The sequence below is a fragment of the Solibacillus sp. FSL R7-0682 genome, assembly GCF_038005985.1.
GTDB lineage: Bacteria > Bacillota > Bacilli > Bacillales_A > Planococcaceae > Solibacillus.
The window spans coordinates 3,341,261-3,357,391 of the sequence record NZ_JBBOUI010000001.1; the positions used below are offsets into that span (position 1 = coordinate 3,341,261).

The window sequence follows — 16,131 nt, forward strand, 5'->3', positions numbered from 1 at the left end:
AACTATTTTCTTGATGTTTAATAATAATTTATTCGTAAATAGATATGATTAAAAATCAGAAAAAGATGCCCTCTGTAACAGATTACAAAAGGCAACTTCCGCTAAAATTCTCTTTTTCAAATGAAAAGGAGCGCCCATTTCACTTCTGAAAATGCTCCTCTAATAGTATCAAAGTTTTACAAAAACACAAGTAATTCTTCCTATATCTCTAACCCTAATTCAGATACCGCATTTTGTAGTAGATTATAGTTAGCAACTAATTGCTTTTGCTCTTCTGTTAATTTTTCATACGCCTTTACCGCTGATTTTACTCTTGATTCATAGCTTCTTGCTGTCGCATCAAGCTCTTCTATTTGCTTCATGACTTTTTGAGCGGCCTTTATATCTTTCTCCGCTTGTTTTAATACATCATAATTTGAAATTTGCTTTTTTAATGCTGAAGGTAATTCTTTATATTGTTTAAGTGCATTTTCCACGTCAGCAACATACGTACTTGATTTTCTTGATAACGAAGCAATTAAATTAATCATCACTTGCGCTTCAGCTACATTCATTTGTGCTTCTTGTAATTTATAATAGTTCGTTACTTTTAACTTTTCATCCTGAGTTAATCGATCGTAAGCTAACTTCGCTGCCTCTAAATTCCCCTGGTAATAACGGTCACTTGGCTTTAATTTATCGATTAATTGGTAAACATGAATAACATTTGATAAATTCGAGTACTTGTCCATATTTGTAATATAGCTTCGTTGCTTTTCATCTAACTTTTGTAATGTAGAATTCACCTTTGTAAATTGGCGCGTTAAATCATTTCTCGGATTACTTAAGCCTTCAATTTCAGTAATGGCCTTTTCAACCGGCTTAATATATTTTTCCTGCGCCTTAAGCTCATTAATTAACGAAACGGCTTTTTTATTTGTAGAGCTTAATGCTTTATACGCATCACTCGCCTCTTTTACCTTTGCAATAAATTGCTGGGGATCGACTGAGCTGAGTGCACGAATCATTTCATCAACCTTTGCGCCACCTTCCACATTTAACTCATGATCCTGGAGAACAGATAAATTGGAAATTTTCGCTTTTTGTTCTGCTGTTAAAGCTTCATATAATGTACGTGCAGCCTTCGTATCTGCAATGAATGTTTTACTTGAATTTTTAATCGAGTTGATGGCATTGATTACTTCATAAATTGTTTTTAGTTCTCCGGTAAACGCCTCCGCATTTAACAATAATCCACGTTCAACTAATGAAAGTTTTTCGTAAGCCTTTAATGCACTATTATATTTCGATACGTATGTTTTAGCATTAGAAGGATCCAGCTTTAATATATCTTCATCTAGCTTTAACACTGGTTTCACAGAACGTTCGCGTGTTGTTAAGTCTTTTGCATTTGTTACTAGCTTTTGCTGCGAACGATCTAATGCATCAAACGCTTTACGTGCTTCTGTTAGCTTTTCGATATAGTTCGTTGCAGTTGGGACAGCTTCATTAATAAGTGCAATCACTTTCTCTGCACTCGTCATATTGTCTTCGGCCGCTGTTAATTTTGCAATATTATGCACTAACGCTTGATCTGCTGTTGATAATGCATTAAATTCCCCGCGAATAGCCGCTACATCCATCTCGAACGTTTTGCTGCCAATTTTTAATTTTTCAATACGTTCAATTAGGTCGGCTGCCTTAAGCACTTGGCTTAGCTTCGTATAATTATAGACATTTGCTTTTTGCTTTTCTGTCAGCTTTTGATACGTTTTCTCTGCTGCAACTACTTTTTTTGAAAAGGACTTATCTGAATTAGCCGGTAATTGCTCAATTAAATTATAAACCTTTAATGAACTATTGAAGTCTTTTTCAAGTGCGGTTAAATCACTTGCGTTGCTAACATTCCCTTTAACCGCTGACTCTAGCTTTTTGTATTCTGCCGATACTAGGGCAAGCTCATCCATAAACTCTTTACCAGACTTTGACCCTAATGCCGTTATTTTATTTACCATTTCATCTGCTTTTTTAATAATTTCCTGGAATGCAATAAGTTTTGGGCCATATTCCGAAACAAGGCGCTGTTTTGCACTTGTTAGCTTGTCTAGTACAGTTTGCTCTGCGCCCTCTCCTGGTGCCGTCGTACCTGCTGTGAGAGTATTGAAAGTACTTTGTGCCTTTTCCAGATTTGCTCGGAATTCTTTTGCGTTCGTACGTAATGCATCGATTTCTTGCATTAACTGTGCAATAGGCTGCAATTGTTGCAATGTCGAATAGTTGCTAACTGCTGCCTTTAATGAAGCCGTTGCTAATTTATCATAAGCAATTTGTGCAGATACTACTTTTCGTGCAAAATCTTTTGCTGTAGGATCTAATGCTTCAATTTGGTTTACTACCGTTAGCGCAACTTTATAATCCCTCTCTAAATTCGTCAGCGTAGCATAATTTGCTACTAACCCTTGACCTTCTCTTGATAATTTGTTGTATTCTTCACGAGCCTTGCTTAAGTTCACTAAATCAACCGTTGTTTTTAATCCTTCAATAAGGCTCTCTACTTCTTTAATACGTAACTGTTCGTCTTCAATTTCTTGTAAATTTGTCCCTAAGAAAGTTTGTAAATTAGGTAGATTTAGCTTATCTTCATTTGATAAACCAGCTGCATCAGACTTAAAGCCATTTAAGACAGTTTTAGCAGTTGTCAATGTTGCTTCATCTCGTGCACTTAATGCGGTTAACGTAACGATCGAATTCGCTATATCTGAAATTTCCTTTAATGCCAGTAAACGCGCACTGTTCGTCACAAGCGATTTCGGGTCAATACTTCCTTCAGAAGTCGGGGATACGATTGCATTATATTTTGCAAAGGCACTATTAACCTTTGACACAAAGCTTTTCGTTGTGGATACTTTTTGCGTTGTCGTAGCAGAACCCCACGTAGCAAAATTATTTGTTGAAATGGCATCAATATCCTTGATTACCGTTGCAGAAGATTTTACTGCTGTATCCCAGCTCTTTAACGTTGCAAGCTTGTCTTCTAATAAATAGCCTTGCTTTGTTGAAGTAAGACCTGTATAAGCTTTTACTGCCTCTGGAATCGCTGTTGCTAAATTACCATTTGTAACGCTTGCTACTTTATCCTCCACCGTTTTTACATCAGTAATAATATTTTCTACTTCCGTTAGCTTGGCTGTATTAATAACCAGTGGCTGAAGTGCTTCACTCCCCAGCGCATTATAGGCTGTTCTCGCATCTGTTACCTTCGTACGGTAGTCGGCTGTATTAAAGGGCTTCGTATCTAAATCTTTAATTTGATTTACTACAGCTTTAGCTTTTGTAAGCTTTTCAACATCACCAATATTAGTTATAAACCGCTTTTGGAACTCTGATAAAGCAGCACTTTTCTTTTCCAAATCAGTCACTTTACTCAAATACGTCGTTACTGTTGAAGGCATATTTGTGCTGAAATTTTTAATTTCTGTTTCTAACGTCGTTGCGGCAGAAAGCTCTTTATTTGCTTCATCCACAATCGTTGAAATCGTCTTTTTTTCTGTATCACTTACTGAAACCAGCTGATTTTTCACAATTGTTTTAGCTGTTTTCATTTTTGTAACAGCGTCATTGACTGCAGTTTTATAACCTGCAACATCAACAGTCTCTTTATTCGTAGGTAACAAAGGATTGATTAATGCTTTGACAGCAGTGATTTCATCAAATGATTCCATTGCCGTATTATAGCTAGTCATATTTATTGATTTAATATAGTCTGTTACATACTTTTGAGTACCAGCTGTTGCATCGAAATATTTTAAAGCTGATAACATCTTTAATGCTTCCTCACCTGCACCTGTTTGCACAGCTCTTAAATCAGCAATTAATGTGTTAAAATCCGACTCAAAATTTGTAACAGCCGTTTTAGCTGCTTCAATATCTGAATTTGCGGCTTTGATTGAAGCAATTACACTTTCTGCCTTGCCTGTAGGATTAGAAGCAATAAAAGCCTCTAAGTAAGCAAATTTCTTTGTAATAACCGTTTGTAGATCTGCATTAATAGCTGCTGGATCTGCATTGATTTGGGCATTATATAATTGTTTTGCCTCTTGAATCGCTGTTGCACTAGTACTCTCATTTAAATTAGTAATTTGATTTAATAATGCATCTACTCCAATTGCTGCAACTGCACCACTTGCTTCTGCTTCTCCAGCTTGTGCGACAACTGCCGGTGTAATTAATAGGCCGGCCATTAAGCCAATTTTCATATTTTTCTTCATCGTGTCACCCTCTCGTTCTATGTAAACGTTCTTTATATTCAGACTTCTAACAGTTATATCGACAAATATTCCTATTTTTCAATTAAAAAATCACCCTACTAAATGAAAGTAGAGTGATTGTTCATTAGTTTCTCGCGTAATATTCTACAATGCCGTTGTAAATGGACTGTGCGAAAATCTCAATATATTGGTCGTCTAATAGCTTCGAGCGGTCTTCTGCGTTACTTACAAATCCTAGCTCTACTAACACGGCTGGAATTGTTAAGCTTCTAATAACTTTAAAGTCTTCACGCTTAACACCACGATTGCTCATGTTGGCATTTTTGACGATTTGATTATTAATATTTGTCGCTAAAACAACATCTTCTTTTTCATTATCATTTGATGTAATGCTATAATATGTTTCCGTGCCTTTTGGTGATGTATTCGTCGAAGAGTTGGCATGAAGACTAATGAACATTTCACCATAATTACTCTTTGCAAACGTTATCCGGTCATCAAGTGATGGATATGTATCGCCCGTACGTGACATTAATACCTTTGCTCCGTCTGCTTCAAGCTTTTGTTTTACCAAGTTACTTACTTTGAAAACAATTGATTTTTCAACTGCTTGTCCACTGACTGCCCCAGGATCTTTCCCACCATGACCTGGGTCAATGATAATAATGCGATCCTGTACAGCATTCCCAACCGTATTTTTTAAACGTAAATAACGTTTGTCCACATATCCAACCGTACCTTCGTAATATACTTCAACCCAGTAGCCATTGTGTGATAATACATCTACAACTGTTCCGCGGTTAATTTTGGCAAGGGACGTCGAGCTAGAAGAACTTTGCTCTCGAATATTTAAGTTATTAACTGTTGCAATACCGATAGACGATGTTTGGACAGGTGGCATATCCACTTTCGGCTCTTCAGTCGGTTTTTCTGTATCCGTCGGAGCTGTTGTTGGCTCTTCAACCTCGGGTTCAGTTGGCTTTGTTGTTGGCTCCTCGGCTGGCTTTTGTTCAGTTGGCTTTTGTTCTGACGGAGGATTTTCTTGCTTAATTTGCTCTTCAGTTTTCGTATATTCCTTTGCAACGAAGGCAAATTGACCATTGTAAGCAACTTTTAACCAATAGCCTTGATCTTCAAATACAGAAAGTTCTTTTCCAGTATTTACTTTACCTAAAATATTTGTTTTATTATCACTTGCAGCACTTGAACGTATATTTAATCCGTCCACTGCAACAATAACTTTCCCAATCGCATTCGCTACATCCGGAGCTGGTCCACCATGTACCGGAAGATCTAATCGAAACTTTTCAGATGATGCACGTGCAACGAATGATGAAAACTGGGCTCTTGTTACCGGAGCATTTGCGCTATACTTTGTTGCATCTCCAGTACCATTGGTAATTCCGTTATAGTAGATTGCCGAAATATACTTATAGTACGGATCGTTTTTGGCAACATCCGTAAACGGCAAATCTAAATTTGCTGTTATTTCAATATTTAGATTGAACGCTTTTGATAATACTTTACTCATTTCATTTCGAGATAAAGCAACTTTCGGCCCAAACTTGCCTGGAGAGTATTCGCTAAAATAGCCAAGCTCCACTGCCCGCTCAACATAGCCTGATAATGCCGCATTCGTTTTTAAATCAATATCCGTGAAGGATGATTTCGTCACCACTAATGGGGTTTTCCCTGTTGCTACCACCACCATTTTTGCAGCTTGTCCACGGGTTACTTGTTCAGAAGGTTTAAATACACGCTTGCCGTTTTCAAAAGAACCTTCTAAGACACCAAGCTCTACTAAATACATAATTTCTTTATACGCTGGATGCGATGAAGAAAGATCCTTAAAGGAAATGTTTGCTGCCTGTGCACTGTGAATTGTGAAAAATGATAAGACAATGACCGTTAACATGAAGCTGATTTTCTTTATAAACACGCTGTGATCCTCCCTCAGCTAATAATTAACTACCATTTTATCAAAAATCACACAAATAATACACTGAATTTGGATTGTTTCTATTTTTATTCTATAAATGGAATTATTTATAATGTTACATTTTATAGTTTTGGAGGTTTCTTGTATAAAGAGGGGGTATTTAATGGGCTAAATGCTGGATGGTGCATTGTGTAGGGCAGTATTGGACCAAATGATATGATTAGTGGACATACGCTCCTCAATATTAGACAAAAATCAGGCGATAGCATCGTTATTTTGACAAGCAATTCCTCTCTTGCAAACCTGATAATTTTTAATAGACAAAAGCTTATAGTTAAGGTACTTTTTCTTTGGTTAATAGAAATTTTTCGAGTCATTTAGGACATTTTCAATCCGAAAAAGGACAATCTTTAACATTTAATGGACAAAGACGGATTTTAAAGACGAAATATTCTAATTAACGACCTATTTCTTCTTGATAAAAGACATAAACTTTATCTTTTTCCAAGCATCAACACTATGCAAACACAAAAATATAACTTAACAATCACAATGCTTTTCTTTTATACAGACAAAGTAAGATTCAATACACACTGCCCGTACCTCAATCACCACACCCTGAAAACACAAAAAACCATGCAGCGCCCCAAATAAACGCTGCATGGTAAATCGATCTCTTTTAATTCAGTTACTCTTTTACTCCACACTAATAATCGTGAAATCATCGGTCGCTGTTATTGCACGATGTAAAAATGTTGTTAGCTGACCGCGTGTTAATGTTGCATACGGACTAAATGTTGTTGCTGTTGTACCCATAGTAATCCCATAGTCAATTAACGTTTGAATATAACGCTTTGTATTTGCATCTTTAATTGCATTGACATCAGCAAACTTCGTCTTCGTTACATTTGCTACTTCTAGTTCAAACGCTAACGTCAGCATTTTGGCAATTTCTGAACGCTTTAATATGGCATTAGGTCGGAATGTTCCGTCCGTATAGCCGCCAATTATATTTCGCTCATACAATGCTACGACTGCCCCATAATACGGACTATTCGTTGTTAAATCTTTGAAATTCGGATTTTTACCAGATGTTTGATCAAAGCCTAACGCATTCGCAATAAATAACGCTGCTTCACCGCGGGTTGCCGGTTTTGTTGATTGAAAAAGTGTTTTTGTTACACCTGTAACAACCCCTTGCTCTGTTAATTCGATTATTGCATCATAATGACCATCCTTCACCGTTACATCTGAGTAAGGGTTTGTCGCAGCTGTTGCCGGCGCATCGATGACAAACGCTACTGTCACTGGTAACACGAGCATCGCAGCAAAATAGTGTGATCGTTTTTTAGTTAATTTCATGCAATCTTCCTCTCCCCCGTGGCCGCCAGTCATCTATTCTCTAACAAGCTTACCACGGTTCGTTTTGAATCTACTGTTTTTGCAATATTTTAGTTAAGAATGTAGCAAACTCTGCACGTGTAATACTATTGTTTGGCTTAAATGTATTATCCGGGTACCCACCTGTTAACTGATTTTGATACACAGTTTGAATGGCTTCATATGCCCAGTGAGATGATGGAACATCTTTAAATGGTAACGCCGTTGTTCCTGATAAATTATAAGCACGTTTTAATATAGTTGCCATTTCTGCACGTGTTAACTTCCCATCTGGACTGAATTTGCTCGCCTCACGTCCAGTAATAATGCCTTTTTCTGATACTGCCGCAATCGCATCATAAGCGAAGTGATTTGCTTTTACGTCTGTAAATGCTGGATTCTTTGTTTTTGAAAGACCTAGTGCACGAGCAATAATTGTTGCTGCTTCCGCGCGAGTAATCGTACTTTCAGGCTTAAATGTCCCGTTTGGATAACCTTTTACTAATTCATTCGTATTTAAATATTCAATTGTCGAGCTTGCCCAGTGCGATGCCTTTAAATCTGTGTAAAGTGGCTCTTTATATCCATCCTTATACACCGCCTGTAGCTTATCAAAATATAATACGCCTTTGTTTTGATTAGTAGCATTTGGCTCTGTTATATAAATACGGTCAAATTTAATCGGTAATGCAAGACTTTGCGGCACAGCTGCTGTTACATATTTCCAACCAGACCAATCAAGCTTTCCTTGTTCTGTGAAATCTACCGTATGTTTTTCACCTTTACCATCAATAATCACACCACGTAGCCAGTGCTTCGCTGCATCTCCATAGACCCATACACCAATTTGCTTCGGTAAGCCTTCAATTGCTTTTGGCTTTTGCGCAACTGCATACGCTGCCTTTGTTCCTGATTCAGCCGTTGTAAAATCATAGTTTAATTTTAACGACGAAGCCCCTTCACGGAATGGCTCTGCTTTTGATGCGTTAACAATTGTCGCAGCAGCTTTCGCTGTATTCACTGCCCAGTTTGTCGTCACATCAAATGAATCAATCATTTCAACTACTTCTGGTGCCTTTGTTACTTGAATTGGGAATTCTGATCGGACGCCATTATAGGTTGCTACAATCTTCCCTGAACCAATTTTCATGGCAGTAAAGTTTGCCCCATTCATTTGACCAATACCGCCTTCAACCGTCCATTTAACATTTTCCTGGGGTATAGCAACTGGATTTAAATATTCATCGTAGGCTAACGATGCACTCACATTTGCGGATGTTTCTACGGTCATTGAATTTGGTAAACCTTGAATTGAAAATGCCTTTAACGTTCCTGCCGGCGCTGTATTCACTACTTGTAACGTCGCAGAAACTCGGCGCTCGCTACCACCCGATGGCCTATTCACTAAGGCAGGTGCCTCCATACCCGGAGTTCTCGCTACCATTGTAGTAGAGCCGCCACCATCTAAATTAATTGCATATTTAGCACCTTTTGAAATTAAGTACGAAGCTAGATCCTTTAACGTCGCACCGTTACTATATCCACTTTGACGACCATCAACAGTTACCATAAACACCTTTTTTCCTGTCGCATCTACTGCGATAGCTGTGCGGTCACTACGTGTTGTTGCAAAAGATTCATTGTTCGGCATTGAAATATTCACTTGTCCGTCTTTTACAAGTAAAGGTCCTGCTGCTAAAATAAATTTTGCATCTTGCCATTTTGCATCAATGGCTAAGTCCACTTGAATAGGTACACCAACTTGAATCGAAGCTTTTAGCTGTTCTGCAAGTGCTTTATCTTGCACAGAAAGAACGAAGCCATCTGCAGGAATCGCAGAATTCCCTGATTGACCGTACTCTGTCATACTTGCTACCGTACCTGAAATGGAATCACCAAAGCTTAATGATTTTGTACTTTTAGACGCACCTGTTACGACAATTTCAAGTCCCCAGTTATTTGTGTTTGTTGATGCTTGACTCGCTGTATATAAAACCGTTGTTGCAGTTGTACGCTCGGTATTAATTCGATTTATTTCAAATTTTTGACCTGCTACAGTGAACGATAAATCTGTTTTGTAATAATCTGCAATTGCTTGTCCAGATTTTGAAATACCAAATGCGACTGGCTGTTGCGTTGGACTATTTGAATTTTCACCTAAAATCCCATAATTGACGATGACGTTATTGTTAACTAAAAGATTCGCTGGATAACCATTGCCTAGGAAATAAGAGGCGTTTGTGGCACCTACTACGCGGTGACCTTCATAATTATGTATTTTCGAAATTGCTGATGTTGTTTTTAAAGAATTAATTGGATCTGGAATACCAATTTCTAATGACGTGTAGCTATTATTCAAATCAACATTTAAAAAGTTGACAACTTCCTTTGTATTACTTGATTCATATTGCTCTTTTATGTATTGAACGCCTGGTGAAATAGTAGTTTGCTTACTATCGACTTTTTGGTCAAATGCTGCAGATCCTTCTGCTATATATACTGTGGCCGGTAAAGCCATTAATACTAAACTTGCTGAAGCTATTTTTTTGTACATGTTAGTCTCTCCCATCTTATGAAAATTAAAGATACTCAATGAATATATCATAATTATGACAGAAAGAGGTTGTTTTCTTATAATTGAAACAAACGTAACTTAAAATTAATAGTTTCTAAATATTTAGGGATACCTTGTAATTTCTTTATTTGAGGCTATTTTTCGATATCAACCCCACACATCATACCCAATGCAACCTACACTACTGAAGACACATACATAACACCCCACCTGCTACATCAAATCCACCAACATGCATTCACTACACTAATTCCAACGCAAATCAAAAAAGCCACTACTTTTAAAAAGTAGTGACTGTTCATAGTAATTAAATTTTATTTCCTTACGTGCATGAATTAAATTATCGTGTTTCCACATACACTGCTACTGGTAGATTACTACCGCCAGCGTGGATAATTTCTAAGTTAATCATGTCAGAACGTTTTGACGTTCTTAACACTGGAAGTTGTACATATTCTTGACCTGGCTTTAATGTAGGAATTAAGTAAGTACGGCCATTCATCTTCACTGCCCCACTATATAAGCCACCGCGACCAGTAATTTTTACGACTACATACTTTAATTTTCCAGTGTCATTCACAATTGGAATATCGACCTTGTATGTCATCCCAAAGTGACCTGGGTTACCAACTGTGCCATTCATTGGGTCTAATGAACTTTCAGGTGTTAAGAAATGATCTGTTTTACCATTCGAAATATTGTATCCGACCTGCTCTGTATCTACTGTATATGCTGGCAATGTTGCTTTAATAGATGAGCTTGGCCATACACCACGTGGATGTGCTGCATATTTATTAATCGGTACAGCCGGCGAATGAATGGAAGCTAAATTTCCTTCCACATCCAAGCTAATTACTGTACGTAATGTATAGCTCGCTTGACCATTAACCGGACGTACATCAAAGTCATGTGTAAAACCTAATAAATAGTTTGCACCAATATCGTAGGCTTGAATGACTTTAGTTTCTCCAGGCGCAATTGTCATTGTGCTTTCTTTTGCATTTTTTAATGTTCCTGTTAACACCGCATCTGAAAGTGGTAACCCTACATCAAATGTACTCCAGCTGTTACTTGAAGTTTGCGACAATCCTTTTGAGTTTGTAATTTCTAAAGGCGTTGTTGACGACGTATTTTGAATAGTAATACCGATCGATGCTCTATCGCCTAATTTGTTTATGTGCCAACCGTAAACTCGGTGTTCTTTAGTCGTTGATAAACCTTGTACTTTATATTCCGCTAAAGTTTCATTCGCCTCTTTAATAATCGTCGGAATTAATTCTTCCGGGTTATCACTTACAAATAGCTCACGCTTACCATCTAATGCGGCATTTTCTACAGATTTTGGTACTGGTAAAAAACCATAAGATTTTTGTAAGAAATCACTCGTCATTATGTAATCATAGAGTGAAATATAAATTGTTCTTGTATCTTGTACATAACGAAGGGTACCTCCGTTTTTAAATGAATCAACAATAAATTTTACTGGTACATACATTTCGCCAGATTGCATAAACGGCTTTTCTGCCCCTGTATACAACTCACTGTTTACGTATATTTTGTTACTGTTGTTTGTAAAAACAAAATGTAATCCTGAGATTGTTAACTCTAATCGATCCTTTGCAGACCACTGCTCATATGTATCCTGTAAATAATCTCTAAAGTAAGATGAAGGAATATACATACGGCCATCTTTTGTAATTACTTCGTGATCCATCTTAATTTTTTGGTTGTTCATATATAGAGTGTATTCAATCTTTGGTACTTCTGGAATTGACGGTTCAGTCGTTTCATCTCCAGGTCCAGGACTTTGCCCATCATCCACATCTTCATTTAAAACAACTTCCACCACTTTATTTACTTGATCCCAATACACTTGTCCATCAGAGTTTTCACTAACGAAACGCATTGGAATGTATGTGCGGTCTTTATAAACGATTGGTGGTACAGTAACTTGAACTTTATTGCCATTGACTAGTGCTGTTTTTGAGTTAATTGTTAAATCAATTGTTTGGTTATTACGTACGCTTGATGCAACTTTTGATGTTTGATTCCAAGAAACTTTTGCTCCGATTGCTTCGTAAAAATCACGCATCGGCAATAAAAGACTTCCTGAATTATTTAAAATTGGATCTTTAAATGTTATATATTTTCCATTTATAATCACTTTTACATTATTTTGTTCGATAATGTTTTTATTGTTCGTTGCTGCGTAGCTTTGGTCGTGATTGAACACGGTTGTCACAAGTACTGCTAGAAGTAATATTGTAAACCATTTTTTCATCGTAACGCCCCTCACTCTTTTAAAGTCCCTTCCTATGATAACATAGTCTTTTGAATTGAGGGTAGGAAAACCTTAAAATGTATTTGTAATTTTTTTGAAATAATTTTGTAATTATTGGTGTGTTTTATGTAAGTTCCTTATACTACAAAGTTAGATTATTGTGTTATTTTACCGATTTCCAAAGAAATAAAAACAAAACTCCTACCCTCTTTAGAGGATAGGAGTTTCAAAAAATTTATATTAACAAATTATAGAAACAAATATTAGTTAGCAGCGTTTACTACTAATTTTTGAGCAATTACGCCTAATTTGTTACCATATGCATCAGTTAAAGTTAATTTTGTGTTATCAGTGTTTGTATTAACAGTTAGACCAGTTGCATCAACAGCTACAGGTTGAGCGAATGTTAATACTAATACTTTGTCATCTACTAAATCAGTAGTTCCAGCAACACCAGTAGCAACAGTGTATGATACTGAAGTTGTATTTTGAGTGATTACAAAGTTAGCTGCATCTACAGTTGAATCTTTGATAGACTCAGTGAATGTTAATTTAACACCAGTAGCTAAACCAGCAGCATTTTTCACATACTCAGCTTTATCTAATGCTGGAGCTACATTATCTTTTAATGTAATTGCAGACTCATAAGCTTTAGAAGTTGTAGCTGAACCAGAGATAAATTTGTTAGCTTCAGCAGTTACTGTAGCATCATATTTAACAGTATCAGCATTGATTGTGAATTTAGCAGCTTTATTTTCTTCATTAACTTGGTAAGAAGTTGGTAATTCAATGATTACTACTTTTTTATCAGAGTTTGAGAAGTAAACATCAGAACCAGCTGGTAAATCAGCACCGTTTAATTTATAAGCTGTAGCTAAACCAGCAGCATCGTTAACTTTACCAGTGTAAGTTACAGTTAAAACATTCTTACCATTAACCACTGAAGATGCAACTGTTGGTGCAGTTGTTGTATAAGTAACTACATCAGTTGGTACTGTGTAAGAAATAGTTGTAGCTTCGCTTGATTTGTTACCTGAAACTACTGCGCCTTTTGCTAAAGTAATTGTGTAAGTTTTACCTGCTTTTAAAGTATCAGCAGCAAAAGTAAGCGTTAAGTCTTTACCAGAAACAGCTGCAGTTTGAGCAACTAAAACATTGCCTTCTTTAACAGTAATAGTGTTGGCAGTTGTGCTATCTAATGCTTTATCAAATGGTACAACGATAGTAGTAGCAGTAGATGAGATTAATTTTTCTGATTTAATTGCTGGAGCAGTTAAATCTTTTGATAAAGTTACAGCGCCTGCAAATTCAGTACCTAATACGCCAGCAGCGTCAGTGTAACCAAATACTTTTACAGATAAAGCAACAGAAGTTTCGTCTTTACCATATAATAAGTTCGTTGTGTTAGATGAAGTTTCAACAACATTAACTTTTACAAATTTAGAAGAACCAGTTGTAGCATTACCATCTTCATCAACTAATGCAGTAGTTACATTGAAGTTTGTAGCATCAATTGTTAAGTTACCTTTTTTGATTTCAAGGTTAGCGGCTGCTAATGTAGATACTGGTTTACTGAATTCAACGATGAATGAGTTAGCATCTTCAGCTTTAACAGAAGAAACTTTAGTTGCTGAGTTATCAGCAGTAACAGTTACTTCAGTAGATACTAATACATCCACGTTACCAGCGAAGTCAGTAACATTTGTTAAGTCTACAGTGTGCTTACCGTTCGCTAATACTGAAGCAGCAGCGATTGTGTAAACATATTTACCAGCTTTTGAAGAGTTTACTGGTTGAGTTGTAGCAGTAGTTTGGTCGATAGAAGCACCTGTGTAGCTTGTACCGAAGTTAACTGGCTCATCAAAAGTTAATACTACATTAGCACCTTCTGCTACAGCAGATAATAATTTTGGAGCAGTTGTATCTTTAGCAACTTTTACTTCTTCTACTTTAATTTTTTCAAATTTGTTGAAGAATGTATCTAATAATGCACCTTCAGCGATTTCAACATTTACACCTGTTGCAGGAACGTTTGTAGCTAATAATAAGATTGCAGATTTGCCATCTTCAGCTAATTGAACATCATTTACTGTTACTGCAGTAGTAGCAGCAGTTTCAGTTACAACAAAATCAGCAGCTGTTAAGCTTTCTTTGTAAACAGCTTTGTTGAAAGCAACTTTAACTTCTACAGGGTTAATTGCAGAAATAGATTCTACTTTTGGAGCTTTTGCAGCTTCTTCAACTTTAGCGATTTTTTCTTCAGTAGCTTTTACAGTTGCGTTAGCAGCTGTAATTGCAGCTGTTACTTTAGCAGCTTCTTCTTCAGTAATTACTTCTTTAGCAGCTTCTAATGCAACTTCTACTTCAGTAATTGCAGCTTTAGCAGCAGCTACTGCAGCTTTTGAATCAGCAATAGTTTCGATTTTAACTTCAGCGTCTAAAGCTTTAACAGCAGTTTCTAAAGCAGTTGTTGCTTCAGTTAATGTTTCTACTAATTCAGCAGAGTTATCTGCATCAGCAGCGTCGATTGCACGAGTTAACATTACAGCGAACTCTTGACGAGAGATTGAGTCGTTTGCAGCTAATTTGTCGCCTTTACCGTTGATAACGCCAGCAGCTACAGCTGTTGAAAGGTAAGCTTCAGACCATTTACCTGCTACTGTTTTAGCATCAGTAAATTTAGAAAGATCAGCTTCGCCTTCTAAACCGTAAGCTTCTACGATCATTTTTGCAGCTTGCGCACGAGTTAAGTTAGCATTAGGAGCGAATTCAGTTGCGCTCATACCGTTTACGATACCAGCGTTAACTACAGCTACTACAGCACCTTGGAACCATTGACCATCTTTAACGTCTGTGAAGTTTTCAGTACCTTCAGTTGATAAATCTAATGCAACTGTGAACATTTTTGCAGCTTGTGCACGAGTTACGTTACCTTGTGGAGCGAAAGAACCATCTGGGTTACCAGTGATGATTTCTTTAGCAGCTAAAGCTTCTACTGATTCTTTAGCCCAAGATGCGATTTTATCAGCATCTGTGAATTCAGCAGCTGAAGCTACTGGTACGATTGCTGAAGCTACTAATGCAGCTGTTGCAGCTGTTGCGAAAAATTTACGACCTGTATTTTGTTTTGACATTATAATTTCCTCCTAAGATTAACGTTTTGTAAACAGTTAATACGATTGCAAAACATTGTTAATTAAACCATTATTAATATATTTTTATATGTATCCAAAAAAACAATGGTTAACAGAAACTGTAATAAATTAATCTAGAAAAATTCTAAATAATTGATTACATCTGAATTATAGCACAGCTCATTAGAAAAATTAACATTTTTTATTATATTTTTATGTTTACAACATCACATCATAAGATAATTTTGTCAAAAACAGTGGTAATTTAATACAATTAATTAACTTTAAGGGATTTATATCTATATATTGCAAGTTATCCATAGAATCCTTATTATACATATAAAATACTAAAAAAGGTTATATTATATAATCCCAAAATTATTGTATTAGCTTTTCTACTATTATACAGTGCTAAATTTTTACTATTTAAAACCGACCAATATGCAATAAAAAAGCATGTGATTTTTAACGAGTCGATTAAAATCACATGCCCTCAATATTTCATTTTCTAACCATGGTAATGTCACAATTTAGACATAATTTATTCTTTTTGTGTAAAATTCATTTGCCATGTC

6 protein-coding genes are annotated in these 16,131 nt (G+C 36.4%); all 6 read right to left on the reverse strand.

All coding sequences use genetic code 11. From position 1 onward, the window contains the following. Window positions 1-200: 200 nt before the first annotated feature. The 6 genes from MKZ17_RS16880 to MKZ17_RS16905 all read right to left on the reverse strand — a co-directional run bounded on the left by MKZ17_RS16880 (window position 201) and on the right by MKZ17_RS16905 (window position 15,556). Window positions 201-4,247 (reverse strand): hypothetical protein, encoded by a 4,047-nt coding sequence (locus MKZ17_RS16880; protein ID WP_340724896.1) that lies wholly within the window; start codon window positions 4,245-4,247, stop codon window positions 201-203. A gap of 124 nt (window positions 4,248-4,371) precedes the next feature. Then, window positions 4,372-6,186 (reverse strand): N-acetylmuramoyl-L-alanine amidase, encoded by a 1,815-nt coding sequence (locus MKZ17_RS16885; protein WP_340724897.1) that lies wholly within the window; start codon window positions 6,184-6,186, stop codon window positions 4,372-4,374. Window positions 6,187-6,882: 696 nt separating this feature from the next. After that, window positions 6,883-7,548 carry an S-layer homology domain-containing protein gene (locus MKZ17_RS16890; protein ID WP_340724898.1) on the reverse strand — a complete coding sequence of 222 codons (666 nt, stop codon included), beginning with the start codon at window positions 7,546-7,548 and terminating at the stop codon, window positions 6,883-6,885. Between the two features lie 70 nt (window positions 7,549-7,618). Further along, window positions 7,619-10,120, reverse strand: a complete 2,502-nt coding sequence (locus MKZ17_RS16895) for an S-layer homology domain-containing protein (protein ID WP_340724899.1) — start codon at window positions 10,118-10,120, stop codon at window positions 7,619-7,621. Window positions 10,121-10,481: 361 nt separating this feature from the next. Then, window positions 10,482-12,422 (reverse strand): stalk domain-containing protein, encoded by a 1,941-nt coding sequence (locus MKZ17_RS16900; RefSeq protein ID WP_340724900.1) that lies wholly within the window; start codon window positions 12,420-12,422, stop codon window positions 10,482-10,484. 263 nt (window positions 12,423-12,685) lie between these two features. Beyond that, window positions 12,686-15,556, reverse strand: a complete 2,871-nt coding sequence (locus MKZ17_RS16905; RefSeq protein WP_340724901.1) for an S-layer homology domain-containing protein — start codon at window positions 15,554-15,556, stop codon at window positions 12,686-12,688. Between the last annotated feature and the right edge of the window lie 575 nt (window positions 15,557-16,131).